The sequence below is a fragment of the Arcicella sp. GW821-FHT09D11 genome, from assembly GCF_059416265.1.
The window spans coordinates 207,341-230,540 of record NZ_JBWKOV010000002.1; the positions used below are offsets into that span (position 1 = coordinate 207,341).

Annotated in this window: 13 protein-coding genes; 1 reads left to right on the forward strand and 12 read right to left on the reverse strand. The window is 36.3% G+C overall.

All coding sequences use genetic code 11. From position 1 onward, the window contains the following. Positions 1-5: 5 nt before the first annotated feature. From AC07N0_RS06220 to AC07N0_RS06255, 8 genes are all read right to left on the reverse strand, one after another. Positions 6-2,390, reverse strand: a complete 2,385-nt coding sequence (locus AC07N0_RS06220) for an ABC transporter permease (RefSeq protein WP_494588519.1) — start codon at positions 2,388-2,390, stop codon at positions 6-8. Positions 2,391-2,589: 199 nt separating this feature from the next. Further along, positions 2,590-4,974 carry an ABC transporter permease gene (locus AC07N0_RS06225; RefSeq protein ID WP_494588520.1) on the reverse strand — a complete coding sequence of 795 codons (2,385 nt, stop codon included), beginning with the start codon at positions 4,972-4,974 and terminating at the stop codon, positions 2,590-2,592. A gap of 172 nt (positions 4,975-5,146) precedes the next feature. Next, positions 5,147-7,507 (reverse strand): ABC transporter permease, encoded by a 2,361-nt coding sequence (locus AC07N0_RS06230; protein WP_494588521.1) that lies wholly within the window; start codon positions 7,505-7,507, stop codon positions 5,147-5,149. A 94-nt stretch (positions 7,508-7,601) separates the two neighbouring features. Next, positions 7,602-9,986 (reverse strand): ABC transporter permease, encoded by a 2,385-nt coding sequence (locus AC07N0_RS06235; protein ID WP_494588522.1) that lies wholly within the window; start codon positions 9,984-9,986, stop codon positions 7,602-7,604. Positions 9,987-10,102: 116 nt separating this feature from the next. After that, the gene (locus tag AC07N0_RS06240; RefSeq protein ID WP_494588523.1) at positions 10,103-12,517 is read right to left on the reverse strand and encodes an ABC transporter permease; all 2,415 of its coding nucleotides are present in this window, start codon (positions 12,515-12,517) and stop codon (positions 10,103-10,105) included. Between the two features lie 302 nt (positions 12,518-12,819). Continuing rightward, entirely contained in the window at positions 12,820-15,198 is a 2,379-nt protein-coding gene (locus AC07N0_RS06245) for an ABC transporter permease (RefSeq protein WP_494588524.1), read from the reverse strand. 91 nt (positions 15,199-15,289) lie between these two features. Then, a complete protein-coding gene (locus tag AC07N0_RS06250) occupies positions 15,290-17,686 on the reverse strand; it encodes an ABC transporter permease (protein WP_494588525.1) in 2,397 nt (798 codons plus the stop codon). Positions 17,687-17,816: 130 nt separating this feature from the next. Continuing rightward, positions 17,817-18,494 carry an ABC transporter ATP-binding protein gene (locus AC07N0_RS06255; RefSeq protein WP_309922375.1) on the reverse strand — a complete coding sequence of 226 codons (678 nt, stop codon included), beginning with the start codon at positions 18,492-18,494 and terminating at the stop codon, positions 17,817-17,819. A 227-nt stretch (positions 18,495-18,721) separates the two neighbouring features. Between AC07N0_RS06255 and AC07N0_RS06260 the strand changes: the two genes are divergently transcribed. Next, positions 18,722-19,072: a four helix bundle protein gene (locus AC07N0_RS06260; RefSeq protein ID WP_494588526.1), complete on the forward strand. Its 351-nt coding sequence runs from the start codon at positions 18,722-18,724 to the stop codon at positions 19,070-19,072. Between the two features lie 238 nt (positions 19,073-19,310). On the opposite strand, the gene AC07N0_RS06265 is transcribed toward AC07N0_RS06260, so the two are convergent. The 4 genes from AC07N0_RS06265 to AC07N0_RS06280 form a co-directional block, all read right to left on the reverse strand. Then, positions 19,311-20,576: an efflux RND transporter periplasmic adaptor subunit gene (locus AC07N0_RS06265; protein WP_492801548.1), complete on the reverse strand. Its 1,266-nt coding sequence runs from the start codon at positions 20,574-20,576 to the stop codon at positions 19,311-19,313. A 590-nt stretch (positions 20,577-21,166) separates the two neighbouring features. Continuing rightward, entirely contained in the window at positions 21,167-21,709 is a 543-nt protein-coding gene (locus AC07N0_RS06270; RefSeq protein WP_494588527.1) for a YceI family protein, read from the reverse strand. A 1-nt stretch (position 21,710) separates the two neighbouring features. Further along, positions 21,711-22,622, reverse strand: coding sequence for a DUF5777 family beta-barrel protein (locus AC07N0_RS06275; RefSeq protein ID WP_494588528.1), 912 nt, complete (start codon positions 22,620-22,622; stop codon positions 21,711-21,713). A gap of 101 nt (positions 22,623-22,723) precedes the next feature. Next, positions 22,724-23,170 (reverse strand): Rieske 2Fe-2S domain-containing protein, encoded by a 447-nt coding sequence (locus AC07N0_RS06280; RefSeq protein ID WP_494588529.1) that lies wholly within the window; start codon positions 23,168-23,170, stop codon positions 22,724-22,726. Positions 23,171-23,200: the final 30 nt, after the last annotated feature.

The window sequence follows — 23,200 nt, forward strand, 5'->3', positions numbered from 1 at the left end:
TTCATTTATTCTGTTCTCAGGCTTTTTACAGGATTCATCAAAGCTGATTTTGTGGCTTGGTAACTCACGGTTATTGTCGCAAAAAGTAGCGTAACAAGGAATGAAACTATGAAAATATCCATGTTGATATTAATTCTATAAGCAAAATTCTGTAACCATTGATTAGCCGAAAGCCATGCAATAGGCGAGGCTATCAAAAAGGCAATGATTACCAGTTTAGCAAACTCTTTACCAAATAGCCATAATATTTGTGGAACAGAGGCTCCTAAAACTTTTCGGATACCTATTTCTTTCGTTTTAGTCTCTGCCATAAATGCTACCAGACCATATAAACCCAAGCAACCAATAAAAATAACAAGCAAAGCAAAGACATTTAGGAGTTTAGAAATCATGGTTTCTTGCTCGTAAAACTTCGCTATTCTTTCATCCATAAATGAAAACTCGAATACATTTTCAGGATAAACACTTTGCCAAATAGCTTTGATTTTATCAATTTTATCGCTAGTCACTTGCCCGCTTAATTTTATGCCAGCAAACTGAAAGCTATTCTTTTGCATACCAATAACCAAGGGTTCTATTTTCTCATGAAACGAACGTTGATGAAAACTCTTGACAACACCTACGATGGGTGCTTTTATGCCAAATTCCCCCACTTCTATTTCTTTCCCTATTACTTCGTTTGCATCTTTAATACCAAGTCTGGCTACTAGTTCTTCATTGATTAAAAATTCGCGGATGCTATCATTTGCCACAATGTTTCTACCAGCAATGAGTTTAATGCCAAATGTTTCCAAAAAATTAGTATCTGCTAGCTTAGAGCGAGCAGGGAAGCCTTCCCAATCTCTCCCCGCATACCTTATAGAACCTCCATAACCACTATTATCAGCAGGCGGACGAAAGCAAAAACTAACATTTTTTACATCGGGGTCTTGGCGAAGTTTATTCAATAGCACATCCGTTTGGTTGTGTCTTTCTCCAAAGACAGGAATGATTAAAAGAGTATCCTTATTAAAACCTAAGTCACTATTCTTGAAAAAATCCATTTGTTGAAAAACCACAAATGTGCCAATAATTAATAATTGTGAAAGGGTAAATTGAATAACAACCAAGCTTCGTCTGATGGGAAAACCTGCAATTTGCTGATTGGTATTGCTGCCTTTCAAAGCTTTTGTCACGTTGAAACCAGATAAGACAAAGGCTGGATAAAAGCCAGATAATAAAATAACCAATGCGAAAAGTATAATCAAAAAACTAACTAATTGATAGTCAATGATAAATGTTAAGTTTGTATGTGTCCAATCACTTAAAACGGGTAAAAATTGTTGTGTAAGTGCAATAGCTAAAATCAAAGATGACCCAACAATCAAGGTAACTTCGGCAATGAATAACCAAAAGAGATGGCTACGTTTACTGCCGAGTAGTTTTCGGATACCTACTTCCTTATTTCTTTTTAAGGCTTGGGCTGTGGCCAAATTTACAAAGTTGATACAAGCTGTGATAACTAAAAATACACCAATTATGACTAAAATCCAGATAGTTTCTATTCTGATAACACCTCTATATAGTGGATTAAAGTGAATATCACTCAAGGGTTGAAGATGGTGCTTAAAAACGTTGGCATCTGCACCATGATATTTTTTAGAAAAAGCTATCATTTTACGGTCAAAATCAGCAGGAGCAACATTGTCTTTTAATAAAACAAATACTTCTTTATTTGAATCTATCCACCCCCAATCTTCAATATGTTGCTTTGGTTCTATGGTTTTAAATGACTCCATAGCAATAAACATATCCATTTTATTATCCGTATTTTCTGGATAATCGTTTAAAATACCTGCTACTTTCAGGGTGAATTTATTATTAACCTGAACAGTTTTACCCATTGGGTTTTCATTCCCAAAGTATTTTTTCGCTAGTTTTTTCGTCAAAACAACGGTATTGGGTTCATTCATTACTGTTGGGTTACCAACAATCCATTGGTAATCGAAAATGTCAAACCAATTTTTATCGGTATAGGCAATGCCTGTTTTTTCTAAGTAACGATCTACCTGAGTTGTACTTTTAGGAATACCAACGGTATAAGACATATTTTTGGCGATATATGATGCCTTTTGTACTTCGGGTATATCATTTTGAATGGCTTTTACCATTGGGTAGGGGCTACCATTATCGTGTTCGAGATGGTCTTTACTAAATTGTAAATCACTTACTACCCTATAAATATTATCAAAGTTTTTATGGTACCCATCAACACTTAAATTGAATTTTACAAACACAAAAATCAGTAAACCTCCTGTTAAACCAAGCGATAATCCTACGACATTAATTAGGGTATAATTTTTATGTCTTAGCAGTGTCCTGATGGCTATTTTTAGATGATTCTTTAGCATGACTTTCAAGATTTTAGCATTTGTAATATGATCAATGTTTCAATTATGAGTTTTGAGCGGTACTTCGCCACAATGTTGATTTTTTTTGCCCGCAGATTTTCAGAGATTTATTTCGCAGATTTACACAGATATATTATTTGTCAGCGTAAATCTGCGGTATTTATCCGAAATATCTGCGGGTAAAAAATCTACACTCCCTTTACTCTGTTCTCAGGCTTTTAACTGGATTGGCAGAGGCCGCTTTGATGGCTTGGTAACTTACTGTCGCCAACGTTATTACTAATGCTCCTAAGCCTGATAGACCGAAAATCCACCATGAAATGTCTGTGCGATAAGTATATTTCTCAATCCAGTTGTTCATGAAAAAGTATGAAATAGGGCTGGCTATCAAGATGGAAATCATCACCAAAACCACAAAATCTTTAGATAACAATTGCCATAAATTAAATACTGACGCTCCTAATACTTTTCTAACACCAATCTCTTTTGTACGTTGTTCCGCGGTGAAAGATGCCAAGCCAAAAATCCCTAAGCAACTAATGAAAATAGCAAGAATAGCAAAGAAGGTAGCCAACTTTCCAATGCGTTCTTCATTACCGAATTTCCTAGCGTATTGGTCATCCACAAATTTGTATTCAAAAGGTGCAGCAGGATTATATTTTTTGAACACTGTTTCTATTTTGCTCAATGCTTCTCTTGAACTTGAGTTGGGGTTAATTTTCAGAATGATTACATTTTCCTGATCTTTTGAGATATGGAATAACGATGGTCTAACAGGCTGATAAGGAGACTGAACCACCATATCTTTAATGACGCCAACTATTTTAAATGGCTTGCCATTCCATTTCAGGGTTGTACCGATTGGATTTTTCAAGCCTATAAATTTTACAGCGGCTTGGTTTAGTACAAATGCCAACGAGTCAGTAGCATATTCTCTTGAGAAGTCTCTACCATCTACAAATTGCCATCCAATCGTTTTGCCATATTCATAGGTTACGCCATTATTAGGGAAATCAACGGCTAGATTTGGGTCTTTTCCTTCCCATTCAAAACCGCCATTTGTGTTCCATACTTCAGTAGTAGGGCTTCCAGATTCTGTCATTTCAACAATAGCCCCCGAACTTTTTAGTTCACTACGGACAGTCTCAAAATGGTTATGAACATCAGGTGTGGCCATATTCATGATAATTAGCCCGTCGCGATTATAACCAATTGGACGACTTTTAGCATGTTCTATTTGTCGAAATACGATGATGGTTCCGATAATTAAGGTAACAGAAACAGTAAATTGAATAACGACTAATACTTTACGAGGAATAGTAGCATAGCGACCTACCTTGAAAGTTCCTTTTAATACTTTTACAGGTTGGAAAGAAGATAAATAAAGGGCTGGATAACTGCCTGCTATCAAGCCTGTGATTAAAGTAAAGAAGATACCTGTCAACCAGAAAAAAGGGTTAGTCCACAAAATATTCATCTTTTTGTCGGCCACTTCGTTAAAGAATGGCAAGAACAACTGTACCAACAGGATTGATAACCCAAAAGCAAAAGCCACCACTAATAATGATTCGCTAAGAAATTGTGCAATCAACTGTGCACGAGCTGACCCAATAGCCTTACGGACACCTACTTCTTTGGCTCTTTTTTCTGAACGGGCAGTACTCAAATTCATGAAATTGATACATGCCAACAATAACACAAAGATGCCAATAATGCCAAATAACCAAACGAACTGTATTCTTCCACCAATATTTACACCATTTTTAAAGTCTGAATACAAATGCCAATTGCTCATCGGTTGTAGAAAAACCTCAGGCTTGTATCGTTTTTCTTCTTTACCAAGGTTATTGAATTTCACATTGATGATTTTCTTTGAAACTTTATCGAAGTCTGCATTATCTGCCAATTCAGCAAACGTCTGGGTGAAATTACTTCCCCAAGGATTATCCATCTTTTTAATCCAATCATTGGTAATCAAGTATAGCTCCCAAGGTAAAATATAGCTCATTTCTCTAAAGCTTGAATTATAAGGTAAGTCTTCATAAACCCCCGTCACTTTCACGCTTGTTTTATTGTCAATCTTCATCAATTTTTCCATCGGGTCAGCGTCGCCAAAATAGGCTTTTGCGACAGACTCAGACAGCAATATTGAATAAGGTTCTTTGAGCCCTTCTCTGGTACCTTTCAGCATTTTAAGCGTAAGCATTTCTGTTACTTTGGGTTCAAAGTAGTTACCACTTTTAGTGAGTTTCTTTTCTCCAAAAGTCAAGATATGGTCTGACGTCCATGACGACTGTAACACATATTTAAAATCGCTACCATAATGGCTACGAATCTCTTCAGCCATCACCGCAGGGTTAGATTCCTGAGTAGCTTTTTCGCCATTATAAATATTATGTTGCATTACTTGAGCGATACGGTCGTAATGCTGATGGTATTTATCATAAGAAAGTTCGTCCCAAATCCAAAGCCCAATCAGCATGGCAACGGCCATACCTGTAGCCAAACCTGCTATGTTGATAAAAGAATAAACCTTGTGTCTAAGCAAAGTTCTTAATGCGATTTTTAAATAATTTTTTAGCATGATTTTCAAAATTTAGTTTTCTGAGGTGATTAAAATGTTTTAAATAGATTCAGCGTTAAATATGTCATTTTGGGGTTGGAATTTTATCAGCGTAAATCTGCGGTATTAATCTGCAATATCTGCGGGTAAAAAAACTCTACACTGCTCAAAACTCCTAACTCAAAACTCCAAATCATTCTGTTTTTAAACTCTTTATAGGATTCATCAAAGCCGCCTTAATCGCTTGAATACTTACTGTTAATATGGCAACCAACAAAGCCAATGCACCAGCTACAGCAAAAATCCACCATGAGATTTCAGTTCTGTAAGCAAAGCCTTGCAACCAGTTGCTAGATACATACCAAGCAAGCGGTGCAGAGATTAGAAACGCTAATAACACCAGTTTTAGAAAGTCTTTAGAAAGAAGATTTACAAGGCTCAGTACAGACGCTCCCAATACTTTTCTGATGCCGATTTCCTTCGTGCGTTGTTCAGCTATAAAAGCCGCTAACCCAAAAAGTCCAAGGCTTGAAATGAAAATAGCCAAGAAAGCAAACAGGCTAGATAAAGTACTTACTACTTGCTCGCTTCTGTATTGTTTGGCATATTCTTCGTCGGTGAAATAATAAGTAAATGGATATTCTGGATTTATTTTTTTGCATAACACTTCTAATTGTGCAATGGCTTCTGATGTTTTGCCCGCTTCTACACGCACAATGATGTTGCCTTGTTTATATCTATCGCTCAGGTAAGTAATCATGGGTCTGATAGGCGTGTGTAAAGATTGAAAGTGAAAATCTTTCACTACTCCAATGATTCTACCTTTTGCTCTACCCCAAGTAACAGACTCGCCAACAGGGTTTTTAAAACCCATTGCCTTTTGTGCCGTTTCGTTGATGATAAATCCTAATGAATCTGATGCAAAATCTTTTGAGTATTCTCTGCCTGCTATCACTTCAAGATTCATCGTTTTCGCAAAATCGTACCCAACACCCACTGGGGTAAATCTTATTTTATCATTAGGATTACTGCCTGGCCAACTAATTGCTTCTGTACCGTCGCCAATACCTGCGGGATTGGCAGTCATGTGTGATATATATTTGATGCTTGAAAGGTGCGAGATTTCTTCTTTTAGAATATTATATTTCTTATTCAGATTGCCCTCTACAGGAAAATAGAGAAGGTTTTCACGGTTAAAACCTAAGTTTTTGTGTTGGATATAATCTATTTGGCGATAGATTACAATCATGCCTATCACCAAAATGATAGAAAGTGAGAATTGAAAAACAACCAAGCCTTGTCTTAACCAAGTAGATGCTGAGTCGAATTTCAACGTACCTTTTAATACTTTAATAGGATTGAGGGACGACAGAAAGAATGCTGGATAACTACCAGCTACAATACCTGTTATAAAAGTCAGCCCTATTAATAAACTCCAGAATGAAATTTCATTGATAGGCAAAACGATTGCTTTGCCCGTAAGGCTATTGAAAGAAGGTAACAATAGCGTAACCAGTAGGACAGAAATAGTAATCGCAAAAATAGTAAGCAACATAGCCTCGCCGATAAATTGCTTGATTAGGGCAGTACGAACAGCCCCCACTACTTTACGAACGCCAACTTCTTTGGCTCTTTTTGCCGAACGTGCCGTAGCTAAATTCATAAAATTGATACAGGCAATTAATAGAATAAAAACTGCCACAATGCTAAATAAACGAACGTATTCAATGCGTCCACCTTCCATTTCAGCATTTTTGAAATTGCTATTCAAATAGTATTCATGAAAGGGCTGCATGGCCAATTCAGTTTTATCCAAGCCCTTTCTATATTTATCTAGTACATGCTTAATCTTATTGGCTACTAGCGTAGGATTAGCATCTGGTCGAATCATAAAAAAGGTCAGAGGGTCTGTACTGCCCCAATCTTTGGCCCATTCATTATCAATAACGTAAGCATCCCAGCTACGTAAACAGTCAAATTTCAAGGTGCTATTTTTCGGTAGGTTTTCAAAAACAGCCGTAATAACTAAATCATTACGATTATCATAACGGATTGTTTTGCCAATGGCTGCTTCTGGACTACCAAAAAATATCTCGGCCATTTTCCTCGAAATAGCAAGGCTATTAAGGCCTTTTAACGCAGATTCTGGACTTCCTTGTAATAGTTTGAAGCTAAACATTTTAAAAAAGTCTGCTCCCGCTACGTTAGTTTCTTGTTTATTTACTTTATCGCCCACCATAAACGTTTGGCTACTAGGCCAAGAAAAAGCGGTTGACATTTGAATTTCAGGAATTACTCTTTTTAATTCTTCTGCTAAGGGTCCGGGTGTCCAGATTACCCCTTGTGTTTTTCCGCTAAAAAATTCCTTCATGTAAATTCTATACAATTGGTTTTTATTAGCATGAAAAGCATCAACACTTCGCTCATCTTGAACCCAAAGCATAATCATTAGGCTACAAGTCATGCCAAGGGCTAACCCAAGAATATTAATCACCGAAAAAACCTTGTTTCTCAGTAAATTACGAAATGCAATTTTTAGATAATTATTGAACATGATTTTTGTGACTTTAGGGTTTCTTTATGACTTATAGGATACTGGACTTTATGACTTTTGTCAGAGAATTACAAAACATCTAATAACACTCCATTTATTCTGTTCTTAAGCTTTTTACTGGATTCATCAGGGCAGATTTAATTGATTGAAAACTGACGGTCAGCAAGGTAATTGACAAGGCTCCGAGACCAGTCAACGCAAATATCCACCATGAAATGTCTGTGTGGTAAGCATAATTTTGAATCCAATTATTCATAAAATAATAGGAGAGAGGTGTGGCAATCAAAAAGGCAAGTAATACTAAAACCACAAAATCTTTTGATAGCAATTGCCATAAATTAAAGACAGTAGCCCCCAATACTTTTCTGATACCAATTTCTTTGGTACGTTGTTCGGCTACAAATGACGCCAAGCCAAAAAGCCCTAGACACGAAATAAAGATGGCAAGAATAGCAAAGAAGGTAGCTAGTTTACTGATACGTTCTTCATTATCAAATTTTTTGGCATATTCTTCATCGACGAAATTATAATCAAAGGGTTGTGAAGGATTATACTTTTTAAAGATGGTTTCAATTTTACTCAAGGCTATCGTTGCACTTATTTCAGGATTTACTTTAGCGAGGATATACGATACATCGTCTTTCGTGAAATTATATACAGTAGGTTTTACTTGTTCATAAGGCGATTGCATGATTACATCTTTTACTACTCCAATTACCGTGAAAGGTTGCTGAAACCATGATATTGCTTTGCCGATTGGCTGTTTTAAACCCATTAATTTCACAGCCGACTCATTCAAAATCACGGCGGTAGAATCTGAGGCAAAGTTTTTAGAAAAGTCACGACCTTCCTTCATTTGCCAACCTATCGTTTTACCATAATCGTAAGAAATACCAATGTTAGGAATTTCTGCTAATAGATTAGGGTCTTTCCCTGGCCAACTGAATGCACTACTAGATGACCAACTTTCTGTAGTCGGTGCAGAGGTTTCACAAACATTCACAACGGCTCCTGATTTTAATAGCTCGTCTTTTACTACATCAAAATGTTTATGAATTTCATTGATGGCTTGTGGTAATGACACCAGTCCATTTGTTTCATAACCAATAGGTCTGTTTTTGGCATATTGTATTTGGCGGAAAACTACAATTGTCCCAATAATCAACGTGATGGATACCGTAAACTGCATTACTACCAACACTTTGCGGGGCATGGATGCAAAGCGCCCAACCCTGAAAGAACCTTTCAGTACTTTAACAGGCTGAAATGATGATAAATAAAAGGCTGGATAAGTACCTGCAATTAGCCCTGTAAATAAGCTAAAGCCTATGCCTGCTAACCAAAATAAAGGATTTGACCATAGAATCGTAATATTTTTATCGGCAAGCTCATTGAAAAATGGTAAAGACAATTGCACTAAAAATAGCGATAAGATAAAAGCAAAAGTCACCACAACGAATGATTCACTAAAAAACTGTGAAATCAACTGGCTACGGGCAGACCCAATGGCTTTGCGAACGCCTACCTCTTTGGCTCTTTTCTCACTTCTGGCAGTACTTAAATTCATAAAATTGATACAAGCCAAAAGCAATACAAATATGCCAATGATACCGAAAAGCCAAACGTATTGAATCCGTCCGCCAATGTTAAAACCGTCTTTAAACTCAGAATATAAATGCCATTTGCTCATCGGTTGTAGAAATAGCGTAGGTTTTAATTTAGCCAATTCTGCATTGACCTTTTTCAACTTTGCATCCTTAATTTTATAGGACACTTTATCGAAATCGGCATTTTCTGAAAGTTGAACATACACTTGGAATGCGTTTGCTCGCCAAGGGTCGCCCATTGTTCTAACCCATTCGTAACGAGTATTAAATAATTTGTAAGGAGCAATAAAAGAGACTGTATGGAAAGTAGAATTAACAGGGAAATCTTCATAAACACCCGTAACTTTTACAGCATACTGGTTATCCATTTTAATCACTTTCTCTAGAGGGTCTGTACTACCAAAAAGTGCACGAGCTACCGAAGCGGATAAAATGACAGAATAAGGGTCATTCAAGCACTCACGAGAACCTTTTAACATATTCACTCCTAGCATTGCTAAGCCTTCTGGTTCTATATAGGAACCCACTTTTAAAAATTTGTTATTGCTATAACTTAATACATTCCATACATCGTTCATCGTGAGGACAACATGCTTAAAGTCGCTTCCATAGTTTTTCCTAAGCTCTTCTGCTAAAGGATATGGCACGCTTTCTCTTGTTTGTACTTCCCCATTATTGCTGATGTGTTGCATTACCTTAGCAATGCGATCATGATTTTTGTGGTATTGATTAAAGCTTAGTTCGTCCCATATCCAAAGCCCAATCAGCATAGCTACTGCCATACCAACTGCTAGTCCGCCAATATTAATGAACGAATAAACCTTATTTCGAGTAAGGTTTCGGAAGGCTATTGTTAGATAATTTCTGAACATGGTTTCTGAGACTTTAAGGTTTTAGACTTTAGGACTTTAAGATTTGTGACTTTAGGATTTATGACTAAAGGATTAAAGTATTTTCATTATGTCGCTCGGCGGAGGGGTGCTCCATATCATTCTGTTTTTAAACTCTTTACGGGGTTTGCTAAGGCTACTTTTATGGCTTGGTAACTAACAGTCAATAAGGTGATTAATAAAACACCTAAACCTGCCGCTGCAAAAACCCACCAAGCAATATCTATGTGGTAAGTGTATTTCTGTACCCAATTATTCATAAAATAATAGGCTAGGGGCGAAGCTATACACAGCGAAATCATCACCAATAACACAAAGTCTTTAGACAATAAAGCCCATAAATTGGTTACAGTAGCTCCTAATACTTTTCGTACACCAATCTCTTTAGTGCGTTGCTCAGCTACAAAAGATGCTAAACCAAAAAGCCCTAAACATGAAATAAAAATGGCTAAACAGGCAAAAAAAGTAGCAAGTTTGCCAATGCGTTCTTCCTGACTGAATTTTTGAGCAAACTGTTCATCTACAAATTTGTAATCGAAAGATGCCGAGGGTACTATATTTCTAAATACAGCTTCAATTTTTGGGATAGCATCGCTGGCACTTACGGTAGGCTTTATTTTGATATCTATCATACTCCCTGATTCGTAGTTGGCATCTAACTTGAAAAAACCACGTTTTACAGGTTCATAGGGAGATTTCATCACCATGTCTTTTATTACCCCAATTACCCGCCATGATATGTTGGCTTCTTCATTTTTTATGAATTCCCCCACAGGATGTTTAAAGCCTAAGTATTTAGCAGCGGTTTCATTGATAACAATACAGTTAGAATCTGTCGCAAATGCTTTTGAATAGTCGCGACCATCTACAAACTGCCAGTCTACCATTTTGCCAAAGTCGTGGGTTACAAAAGTTAATCCAAAGTCTGAATCTGCTTCAGGGTCTTTACCTTTCCAGCTAAATCCACCCATGTTGTTCCAAACGGCTGTTAGCGGACTAGATGAAAGCGCCATACTCGACACCATGCCAGTATTCAGCAATTCACTTTTCAGGATGTTAAACTTTCCTTTGTAATTAGGGTCGTTCATAGGGATTGTTATCAACCCTTCTCTATTATAGCCAATTGGTCGGTTACGGGCGTGCTGGATTTGTTGATACACCACGATAGTACCAATAATCAAGACGACTGATACGGTAAACTGAATAACAACTAATACTTTTCGAGGCATTGCTGCCAAGCGTCCTAAACGAATCGTTCCCTTCAATACCTTGATAGGCTGAAATGACGAAAGGTAAAAAGCTGGATACAAACCTGCCATAAAACCCGTGAGGGTGATAAAAACAATGTTTAATAACCAGAAGATAGGATTTGTAAATGGAATAGCTAGTTCTTTGTCAGCCAATTCATTAAACCATCCTATTGATGAGGAAACTAATAAAATAGAAAATGTAAACGCTAAAATTACTACCAGAAAAGACTCGCTCATAAATTGCTGAACAAGTTGCCCTTTTGCAGAACCAATGGCTTTGCGAACACCTACTTCTTTCGCACGTTTTTCAGAACGAGCAGTACTTAAATTCATGAAATTAATACAAGCCAAAAACAACACAAAGACACCAATAATACCAAAAAGCCATACAAATGTGATTCGCCCACCTGCTGGTCTACCATCTTTGAAATCACTATACAAATGCCACTGTTTCATTGGATATAATAGCATTTCGAGCTTGAATTTTTTGATATCTTCCTCCAATTCTTTAGGGCCATTTTGCTGATAAAACTTTTGAATACCTGCATTAGCAACGTCCATCGTTACGTTTGGCTGTAACTGTACATAGATGATAAATGAAGTATTACCCCAATCGTTTTCAGCTTTTTTAATCCAATCGTTTGATGATACCCATAAATCCCAAGGCGAAAAAAATTGACAATCTCCGAATCGATTGTTTCGAGGGATGTCTTCGTACACCCCTTTTACAATTACATTCATTCGATTATCAATCTTCAAACTTTTGTTCATTGGGTCAGTAGTCCCAAAAATTGCATCGGCTGTTGATTTTGAAATAATGATAGAGTTAGGCGTATTCAAGGCAGCATAGTTTCCAGCTAACATCTTTAAAGAAAGCATGTCTGCAATACCTGGTTCTATAAACTCACCTCTTTTTGATAGCTTTTTATCATTGAGAGAAAGCGTGAAGTCGCCTACCCAAAAGCCTAGTAAAATATGTTTAAAATACTGTTTATATGTTTTTTTCAACAAAGCCCCCATTGGAAACTGCATGGCTTCTCCACCTCTGATTTCCCCTGTAGTAGGCTCTGTCCCAAGTCTTCTGATTTGTGCTATACTTTCATAATTTTTATGGTATTTGTCGAATGATAATTCATCATAAACCCAAAGCCCAATCAGCATCGCTACTGCCATACCCACTGCCAATCCACCGATATTGATGAACGAATAAACCTTATTTCTGAACAGTGTTCTTATTGCAATTTTTAGATAATTTCTGAACATGGGTTTCAAAGTTTTAGGTTGGTAATATCATTGAAAGATGCTGAAAGTTTTATGTTTTAGATATAGCGTTTTTACCCGCAGATTTTCAGAGATTTTTTTCGCTGACTTACGCAGATACTATTTGTCAGCGAAAATCAGTGGTATTAATCTGTAATATCAGCGGGTAAAACTTAAAAGTCTTCACAGGATTTGCCAAGTACCATTTTACCCGCTGATTTTCGCAAATACTATTATTTGTCAGCGAAAATCAGCGGTATTAATCTGCAATATCAGCGGGTAAAACTCAAAAATCAGTATTATATCTACTCTGTTCTTAAACTTTTCACAGGGTTTGCTGAAGCGGCTTTTACAGCTTGATAACTTACGGTTAATAGCGTAATCACCAAAGCACCTAAGCCTGAAATTCCAAAAATCCACCATGAAATATCTGAACGGTATTCATAGTTTTTCAGCCAGCCATTCATAAAATAATAAGCAATTGGGGTAGCTATTAAGAAAGAAATCATTACTAAAATCACGAAGTCTTTAGAAAGCAATTGCCATAAATTGAATATCGAAGCACCCAATACTTTTCTTACGCCAATCTCTTTAGTGCGTTGTTCTGCCGTAAATGAAGCTAAACCAAATATGCCTAAACAACTGATAAAGATGGCTAAACAAGCAAAGAAAGTCGCTAATTTTCCGATGCGTTCTTCGCTACTGAATTTCTTTGCATATTGTTCGTCGGCAAATTTATAATCGAACGGACTACCAGGATTATATCTTCTGAATACATCACCTACCTTGTCTAATGATGCGGTAGCACTCATTTTAGGGTTTAGTTTGATATTGAAGAAACTAGCCCAGTCATAATTGACAAAGAATATGGTTGGCTTGATGGGCTCGTAAGGTGATTCCATTACCATATCTTTTATAACACCTGTTATTCTATAATTTTTACCGTTCCATTTGATATTTTTCCCAACAGACTCTTTAAAGCCGATGAATTTAGCTGCCGCCTCGTTTAAAACCATTGCAGAGGTATCAGTAGCGAAATTTCTTGAAAAATCTCGTCCATCTACAAATTGCCAACCTACGGTTTTACCATAGTCGTGCGATACAGCAATGACACCAAAAAGTGCTTGAAGATTAGGGTCTTTTTTCTCCCAGTCAAAACCTATCTGATTAGAATATACGCCAGTAGTCGGACTTGACGATTGAGATACTTCATAAACAGCACCTGTTTTTAATAAATCGTTCCTCAAAGCATCATAATGTCCTACTAATTCAGGGGTATTAATGTTGATAGCAATAAGCCCGTCGCGACTATAACCAACTGGACGATTCTTAGCATGCTGAATTTGGCGATAAACAATAATGGTTCCGATGATTAAAGTAACCGAAACGGTGAATTGAATAACAACTAATACTTTACGAGGAATAGCTGCAAAACGCCCAACACGAAATGTTCCTTTTAATACATGAATAGGATCAAAAGATGATAAATAAAATGCTGGGTAACTTCCCGAAACCAATCCTGTAATCAGTGAAAATGAAATACTGAGTATCCAGAAATATGGATTTCCCCATAGTATATTCATCTTTTTATCCGATAACTCATTGAACCAAGGAAGCGTAAGTTGTACTAAAATAATGGTAAGGATAAAAGCAAAAACTACAATCAATAATGACTCACTCAAGAACTGAGTGATTAATTGTGAGCGCATAGACCCAATAGCTTTACGTACACCCACTTCTTTAGCACGTTTTTCAGAACGAGCGGTACTCAAATTCATGAAATTGATACAAGCCAATAAAAGTACAAACACTCCAATAATACCAAACAACCATACAAACTGAATACGTCCACCTACAATTTTACCATCTTTGAATTCTGAATATAAATGCCATTTACTTAATGGATGCAAGAAAACCATTGGTTTAGCCGCATCTTGCTTATCGTGATTGAACTTCACATATTTAATTTTAGCAGAAACTTTATCAAAATCAGCCTGCGGGTTCAGTTCTGCAAATGTTTGAAACGAATTATTATTCCATTGGTCTTGTGAATTTCTTACCCACTCTGTTGTAGACAAGTATAAACTCCAAGGCAATAAAAAGGTAACATCATTCAAACTAGTATTATGAGGGAGGTCTTCATAAACCCCTGTTACTTTTACATCAGTTTTATTATCAATCTTTACTACTTTATTGATTGGGTCTGTATTACCAAATAAAGCAATAGCTACTGATTCTGAAAGGAGGATATTATAAGGGTCTTTCAAACCTTGCTGTGTACCTTTCAACATTTTCAAGGTAAACATCTCAGGGAATTTTGGTTCTACGAAATTGCCTGTTTTAGTGAATTTCTTATCACCAACTGCTATAACACGTTCGAATGTCCAAGACGATAACACGACATTTTTAAAGTCACTACCATATTTAGCTCTTAATTCAGGAGCTAAAGGCAAAGGCATTGCTGTTTGCGAACCTGTTACGCCATTCCAAGTCTGGTTTTGCATGACTTGTGCTAGGCGGTCGTATTTTTCGTGGTATTTATTAAAAGAAATTTCATCATAAATCCATAGACCAATCAACATCGCTACAGCCATTCCTACGGAAAGCCCAATGATATTAATGGCAGAATATGCTTTGTTTCTCAGCAAAGTTCTTAAAGCTATTTTTAAATAATTTTGTAACATAGTTTTAGGGATTGATGACTAAAGGATTTGAGGTTTTGAATTTCGGTAAAAAAATACGCTTCACGCTGCATTCAAAACTCCAAATTCAAAACTATTCTGTTCTTAAACTTTTTACTGGATTTGCCAACGATGCACGAATAGAGCGATAACCAACTGTAATGCCGGCAATTAAAATGGTAGTGCCTATAGAAAGCAAGAATATACCTACGCCTATGCTAATTCTGTATTCGTAGTTTTGTAGCCAACCGTTCATTATCCACCAAGCTGCTGGTGCGGCGATGACAAATGCGATGATAATTAATTGTGCAAATTCTTTTCCGAATAGTGCCAAGATGTTTCCAACACTTGCGCCTAATACTTTTCTGATACCGATTTCTTTGGTTTTCTGAGTAGCCATGAATGATACCAATCCGTAAAGCCCTAAACAACCAATCAGGATAGCCACTAACGCAAAGAAATTAATCAGGTTGCCCATGGTTTCTTCTTCCTGATAGGCTCTTTGGATGGCTTCGTCTACAAATTGATTATCGAAATAACTTTCTGGATATACTTGATTAAAGGCTTTTTCTAACGATTTAACTACTTTTTGATAGTTTGCCGAACGTAATTTTAAGTTGGCAAAGTAAAAATTAGTAGCATCGGTTGTCATATAGAGTGGGTCAATGGTATTTGCCAACGATTGTTGGTGAAAATCTTTCACTACTCCAACGATATCTACATTCTTGCCTCTTGAGGCAAGTTTTTTACCGATGATTTGAGCAGGGTCTTTAATCCCTAATTTCTTTACAAAGGCTTCGTTAACAATTACTTCTCTGACAGAGTCGGCAGGGTAGAGGTTTCGACCTGCTACTAGTTTGATGCCATATAAATCTAAATAGTTGGCATCAACTCCTTTAGCGTGTGTACTCCATTTTTCACTTTCCGGACGGTTATCAAATTTTAGACTTGTACTACTCACCCAACCAGATTGTGGAGCACCCGACATTGAAAAACTTACTTTCTCAACATCAGGGATAGCCGAAATTAAGTTTTTAAAGGTGTTCATTTTTACAATATCTTGTCTAGGCACAAATGGTAGCTGCACCGTCATGATGGCATCCTTTTTGAAGCCCAAATCGGTATTCTGGAAATAGGATAGCTGACTAGTAACTACAGCCATACCAATGATTAGCATTTGCGAAATGGCAAATTGAACTACTACTAAACTTCTTCTTACTGAAAAACCTCCTACTTGTTGCGTAGAAATTTTCCCTTTTAAAGCCATTACGGGCTGGAAACCTGCTAATACTAAAGCTGGATAAGCTCCAGAAAGCAGAATTACTGCTACTACGATACCAACGATATAAAGAATGACTGAGGCATCGAAATAGAAAGTAAATTTGAATGCTCCATCTAAATATTCACGTGCTATTTTCTCGCCAAATTGGAATAGAAATAAGGAAATCACTAATGATGTAATGGTAATCATAGCAGTTTCTGCCATAAATTGCCAGAACAATTGCGACTTAGAGCTACCCAAAACTTTACGAACACCAACTTCTTTTGAGCGTTTCAATGCCTGAGCAGTCGCTAGATTAACAAAGTTGATACTTGCGGTGATGATTAAGAAAATACCAATGGCAAAGAGTGATAGGATTAAGTTTTTATTTACGCCACCATAATCTTCTGAAAAGTGAATTTCTTTGAGTGGTTGCATCGGATAACGTATTGTTTTTACCTCATCTGGTCTGTATTTCTTTACGAAATTCAGCATTTGCTTATCCCAATTGGCTTTAGTGAACTTATCATTCAGCGAAACAATACAGCGAGTGCTACTATTGGTACTGCCAAAATCATCGTTGATTGAACCATAAAATTCTTTCAAACTAGCATAGGATGTCATTACTTGGTAAGCAAAATCGGTGTTGTCTTTATAATCTTTAAAAACACCAACGATTTTTAGACTCAAGCGACCATCATTTTTAATGATTTTGCCAAGCACGTCAGTTGTTCCAAAATACTTGATAGCATTTTTCTCACTGATTACCACAGTATTAGGGTTTTTCAACTCTTCACTACCACCAGCAATCCACTCATAGTCAAAAATTTTGAAGAAAGAAGGCTCAACGAATGCTCCTTCTTCGGTTTCTTTAAATTTTTTATCTATGCCATTTCCCGACGAAACTGCTACAAAATAGCCCCCTTGTATTTCTGTCATCGAAAGGTTTTCGATTTCTGGATACGAAGCTAAAACAGCCTTCCCGAATGGATACGGAATGCCCGGTGTATGGAAATTTTCACCACCTTCACTTGATATAAATTCACTTACAATTCTGTAAGTATTTGCATATTTACTGTGATGTTTATCAATATTAAAATGGTAGCGAACTAAGGCGAAAATCAACATTGCACAAGTAAGTCCTAAAGACAAACCTGCAATGTTGATAAAAGCATAACTTTTGTTTCTCAAAAGATTGCGAAAAGCTATTTTTATATAATTCTTTAGCATGGTTTTAAAGGTTTTTTAGCTGTCAGTTTTAGCAATGAGCCTTGAGCTTTAAGCGATGAGCTTTGCAATTTTATCTTTGACAACAAGAACTCACTTCTCACTGCTCAAAGCTTACAACTCATAGCTTTCTTTATCCCAAAATATTCTCCATTACAACTTTACCATCTAACAAACGTATGATACGGTGCGCATAGCGAGCATCGTGTTCAGAGTGAGTCACCATGATAACAGTTGTACCAGCTTCGTTTAGTTCAGTTAATAGCTGCATTACTTCATTACCATTCGTAGAGTCCAAGTTACCTGTAGGTTCATCGGCTAATATTAATTTTGGTGTATTTACAACGGCACGCGCTACGGCACAACGCTGTTGCTGACCACCCGATAATTGTTGTGGAAAGTGGTTTCTACGGTGCATAATCTGTACTTTTTCTAATACTGCTTCTACTTTTTGTTTGCGTTCGGCGGCATCTACACCCAAGTATAAAAGCGGTAATTCTACATTTTCATACACTGTTAGTTCGTCAATCAAGTTGAAAGACTGGAACACGAAACCAATATTACGCTTGCGGAGGTCAGCACGGCGGCGCTCGTTGAAATGAATGATTTCTTCGCCATTGAACATAAAGCTACCTTTTTCGGCGTCGTCCAACATACCAATGATATTTAATAAAGTAGATTTACCACAACCCGAAGGGCCCATGATGGCTACAAATTCACCTTTCTTTACTTCTAATGAAAGTTTATTTAAAGCAACCGTTTCGATGTCTTCAGTACGGTAAATCTTTTCTAAGTCTGTAATTTTTAACATGGTTTTAGATTTTTAGCTTTTAGCTTTGAGCTGTGAGCCTTGAGCTTTAAGCAGTGAGTTTTAGCTATGTACTTTAGTTTATGATTTATGTTATTTAATTAGCTTTCAGCCTTGAGCTTTGAGCAATGAGTTTTGTACTTTTTAGTTTTTAATTTATGTTATTAGTAAATTATTGTTCAATTAGCTTTCAGCTTAAGGCTCATATCTTATACCTAAAAAATACTACAATGAGAGATTTTAAAAAACTACAAGTGTGGCAAAAAAGCCATTTACTAACCTTAGAAATTTATAAAACAACTACTCTTTTTCCTAAACATGAACTTTTTGGACTTATCAGTCAAATGCGACGTTCTAGCTCATCTATTCCTACCAATATTGCTGAAGGTTGTGGTCGAGAAAGTAATATCGAATTCAACTGTTTTTTAACAATCGCTAAAGGGTCTGCCTCTGAGTTAGAGTATCAATTATTATTAGCGAAAGATTTAAACTACATCAGCATACAAAGCCATGATTTTCTTAATGATAAAGTAAACGAAATTAGAAAAATGCTTTATGGATATGGTTCGAAGCTAGTATAGCTATTAGCTTTGAGAAGTGAGCTTTGAGCTTTAACTTTTAGGATTTCATAAATAATAACATATATGAAAATCTAAAATCTATCTAACTCAAAGCTCATTTTTTACAGCTATTATAGCTATTAACTTTGAGAAGTGAGCTTTGAGCTTTAACTTTTAAGATTTCATAAATAATAACATATATGAAAATCTAAAATCTATCTAACCCAAAGCTCAAAACTCATGGCTTACAGCTCACAGCTTACTGCTTACTCTCCTTCTTTATAACCAATTCCTGCATATCCCCATAGTTTTCATAACTAGACGTTACTACTTTATCACCTGGTTTTAAGCCTTCCAAAACTTCATAGTATTCAGGGTTTTGACGACCCAATTGAATATCTACTTTATAAGCTTTTTCTCCGTTTTCACCTACTTTGAAAATCCAGTTTCCACCAGTTTGTTGATAGAACCCACCTTTTGCTAATAACACAGCCTGAGTTTGGTCACTTAAAGATAAACGTACTTGTAAAGTTTGTCCACGACGTATATCGCTTGGTGGTGTTCCTATAAATTCCATATCTACTTGGAAACGTCCATTCGTTACTTGTGAATAAACTTTCTTAACGCGTAGCTTATACGTTTTGTCTGAAATTGTAAACTCGCCCGTTAAACCAATGAATACTCTTGAAATATAGTGTTCGTCAATATCAGCACGCACTTTAAAGCCGCTCAATACATCGATTTGTCCTAACCTTACACCACGTACTTTGTTTTCGCCGACCTCTGCATTTCTTGAAGTAAGCTGACCAGCCACAGGAGATTTTACTATTAAATCAGAAGCTTTCTTACGCATCAACTTCAACGTTTCTTGCGTACGAGCCACCGTCTCTTTCATTTGTGTTAGCTGAGTTGCCGTTGTGATTGAATCTTGCTTCAACGTTTTTTCAATCAAAGATTTACGGCGAACATTATAGTTATAAAGGTTTAGAGATGATTTATAATCTTGTTCAGAAATCACTTTTTCTTTATGTAAACGATTGTTCAAATCATACACTCTTTTGGCTTCTAACAATGCATTGTCAATGTCTGCTAAGTTAGCTTGTTGACGAATGGTGTTTTCACGGGCTAAGTTTTGAGTGTACTGCATTTGAGTAATCAATTGAAAAACAGAAGTTTCACGATTGGCAAGGTCTAGCTCAAGGTCGGTGTTAGATAATTTTAGTAAAGGCTGATCTTTTTTTACGATAGCACCATCTTCCACAAAAAGCTCTTCCACTCTACCGCCTTCACTAGCATCCAAATAGATAGTTTGAATAGGTAAAACAATACCATTGATAGGAATAATCTCTTGGAAGCTTCCTTTGCTTACTTCCGAAATCATAATTTTGCCTTCATCCACATTCAATTTGCTTTTACCTGTGGTATTGAAATAACTTGCTGCAATCAGGCCAACTATTGCCACGCCCCCCACCCAAGGAAGAATGCGTTTTGCCGACCATTTGTTTTTTTCGATTACTCTATCCATTGTATTGAAATTAATTAATAAGATTAGATGTGTTTCATCATTTAACCATTCTGTTTGAACAATTTATTGAGAAGATAATGCCAAAAATGTAAACTACTGATAATTAGTATATTGTATTGTATTTTTATTGAAAAGTGTTCGGAAATGATACACTTTTTGTTCGGAAATGAACAAAGGATAAGAAGGGTAATATAGCTTTAAAAATAAGAAGGATTAGCTTGATTAATCAATAGCAGTTAACGGTATTTATTAAAAATGATATTTGATAATTTTTAACGATAAAAAATATGAGTTATCCCGAATTTCTCTTAAAATAGGGAAGTTTGACAAAATAGCCTCATGGAGGTGAAATATCGGTAGTTATATTTGCTAAATAACATTCTCTCCAAGCCCCATCGGGGCGAAATATTTCGCCCCGATGGGGCTTGGGGGATTAATAGGATGCTTCTTCTACCGATATAGTGTTCCTAACGGAACTATAATCTGTATCCATAAATCAAAAAAGCGGTCAAAATTAGTTTTTCGACCGCTTTTTTTGATTTTAAAATTCGGGATGACACATGTTCAAAAGCTTCATTTTACAAAGTGTCTTACTTTTTTATCAGGATAAAATTGTTCTTTACGGATATTTTCTCTGCAATTTTTTCCCATACTAATTTGGGAACATCTATTTTATAATCAACTAAAGCAATTTCAAAATTAGATTCTATGGCTATCCCTTCGTTACCAATGATTAGTTTTCCAGTAATGGCTTTCTCGCGCGTTACTCCATGAATCATCATGACTCCTTTTACAGTAACATCATAAGAACCTTCTTTCGTGAAATCTATTTTTTCAGCGATTTTCCCTTTGAATGTTGCCGCAGGAAATTTCTCAGATTCTAAATAGTTTTCATTAAAGTGTTCTTCCATTAACCTGTTCGGAAATTTGAATTGATTAATGTTCATTCTCACAGCAATATCGTTGGTAGTCGTGTTCAAAATAGACGAAACAGCACTGTTTACCGCTGAAATATCCTCTAAAGGCGTTTTAGAAAAAAAGCTGGTTTTGCCTGTTTGCGTATAGAATAACTGTGCGTAGCTCGCTTGACTTATCAACAAAACACCAATAAAAGTAAGGAAGTGGTTTTTCATATTAATTCTTTTTTTTGTTTGACTTTCCATCAAAACTAAATGTTCTGGAAATATTGAATCCATAAAAAATATCAGCATTACTCCACTGTCCAATGGTCTGAGCAATAAAATGACGCTCAATCATTCCTTTTGAATTCGTGAAATGCAACTGGAAAACGTGTCCGCCTGTTTCAATGTCAAAACCAATGGCTAAAGAATTGTGGTATTTGCTAGAAACACTGCTAGTGCCATGGTCGGTAAGGTAATATTCGGCATTTAAGCTCAGCCTTTTAGAAAGTTTGTATCTTCCCCCAAAACCTAATGATAACACCTCGCTTTTCATGTCTGTAACCTCCGTTTTATTGAAATGAATAATAGTAGGCATGACTTGTAAGGAAAGTTTCTCACTGAATTTACGAGCAATCAGGATTTGTCCGCAATAAGTCTGACGTTCAAGGTTATCGTTAAATTTCAATGTTGAGCCAGATTCAAGGGTATAACCTGTAATCATCGTATTGGCTGCTCCGCTCACATACCCTGTAACAGTAACAGGCACATTAGTCGACTGGCGAATAGCTTTGTATTTTAAGTAATAGTCGTAAGTTTTTTCTTGCGAACTTCTACCTACACCAACTGTTAGGTTATCGGTTAAACCATATTCTAAGCCCAACCTGATTTTTGCTTCATCTAGTCCAAAGAAATTATCAATAAACCCTGAATTGACTGCCCCGAATCTATGCGAAATCCAGAAATTAAGGTGCTTCTTATTAACCGTTTCAATGGTCTGTCCATTGATTAAGCGCGTAGCTTTAAAGGTTGCGGTAGTATATTCAGTTTTTGTTTCACTTTGCTTGTTAAGCATATCCATGAGATCGTCCTGACAAAAGCTTTGGAAACTCAATAGGCAACTGAATACTAATAGATATTTTTTCATAAGTCTAAATTTTTAAACGAAATGGCTTTATGAATTATTGAAAGCCATTTCGTAGTTTACTGTCATTAAAGACATACGTAATTTTTGGGTGTAGCGTCTCGCTAACTTACTGTTAAAATTGTACCGCTTTGTGTAACAGTATAAGTTCTTAAGCCACCACTCCCATAACTATTAGTTCCTTTGCCATTATTATCATAAGTAGCTCCGTGTGCAGTACAATAAAATTTATCAGTAGCATAGGTTATTTGTTTCTGCCCTTCATGGCTACAAATCAACGTTACAGCAACGTAAGTACCTACATTAGTATAAGCCACAACGATATTATTGGTTCTATCTACAATGTATCCTCCCTTTGTTAGTAAGGTTGCATTAGCAGTTACCGATAAATCAAAGGTTATTCCGCCAGTAGGTAGTGGTCCTGCTATATCTCCTTCATTGGTACAGGAGGTCATCGTTACACCACAGTACACTGCCATTAGACTAGCTCCTGATAATCCTAATTGTTTTAGAAAAGTAAGGCGATTAATTTTTTCTTTTGTGACATCCATAATTTATAACGTTTAATTGAGAAATAGTTT

What these genes read in the sequence shown, in the direction of transcription:
- AC07N0_RS06220 (WP_494588519.1), bottom strand. Translation starts at nt 2,390, where the DNA reads ATGCTAAAGAATCATCTAAAAATAGCCATCAGGACACTGCTAAGACAT.
- AC07N0_RS06225 (WP_494588520.1), bottom strand. Translation starts at nt 4,974, where the DNA reads ATGCTAAAAAATTATTTAAAAATCGCATTAAGAACTTTGCTTAGACAC.
- AC07N0_RS06230 (WP_494588521.1), bottom strand. Translation starts at nt 7,507, where the DNA reads ATGTTCAATAATTATCTAAAAATTGCATTTCGTAATTTACTGAGAAAC.
- AC07N0_RS06235 (WP_494588522.1), bottom strand. Translation starts at nt 9,986, where the DNA reads ATGTTCAGAAATTATCTAACAATAGCCTTCCGAAACCTTACTCGAAAT.
- AC07N0_RS06240 (WP_494588523.1), bottom strand. Translation starts at nt 12,517, where the DNA reads ATGTTCAGAAATTATCTAAAAATTGCAATAAGAACACTGTTCAGAAAT.
- AC07N0_RS06245 (WP_494588524.1), bottom strand. Translation starts at nt 15,198, where the DNA reads ATGTTACAAAATTATTTAAAAATAGCTTTAAGAACTTTGCTGAGAAAC.
- AC07N0_RS06250 (WP_494588525.1), bottom strand. Translation starts at nt 17,686, where the DNA reads ATGCTAAAGAATTATATAAAAATAGCTTTTCGCAATCTTTTGAGAAAC.
- AC07N0_RS06255 (WP_309922375.1), bottom strand. Translation starts at nt 18,494, where the DNA reads ATGTTAAAAATTACAGACTTAGAAAAGATTTACCGTACTGAAGACATC.
- AC07N0_RS06260 (WP_494588526.1), top strand. Translation starts at nt 18,722, where the DNA reads ATGAGAGATTTTAAAAAACTACAAGTGTGGCAAAAAAGCCATTTACTA.
- AC07N0_RS06265 (WP_492801548.1), bottom strand. Translation starts at nt 20,576, where the DNA reads ATGGATAGAGTAATCGAAAAAAACAAATGGTCGGCAAAACGCATTCTT.
- AC07N0_RS06270 (WP_494588527.1), bottom strand. Translation starts at nt 21,709, where the DNA reads ATGAAAAACCACTTCCTTACTTTTATTGGTGTTTTGTTGATAAGTCAA.
- AC07N0_RS06275 (WP_494588528.1), bottom strand. Translation starts at nt 22,622, where the DNA reads ATGAAAAAATATCTATTAGTATTCAGTTGCCTATTGAGTTTCCAAAGC.
- AC07N0_RS06280 (WP_494588529.1), bottom strand. Translation starts at nt 23,170, where the DNA reads ATGGATGTCACAAAAGAAAAAATTAATCGCCTTACTTTTCTAAAACAA.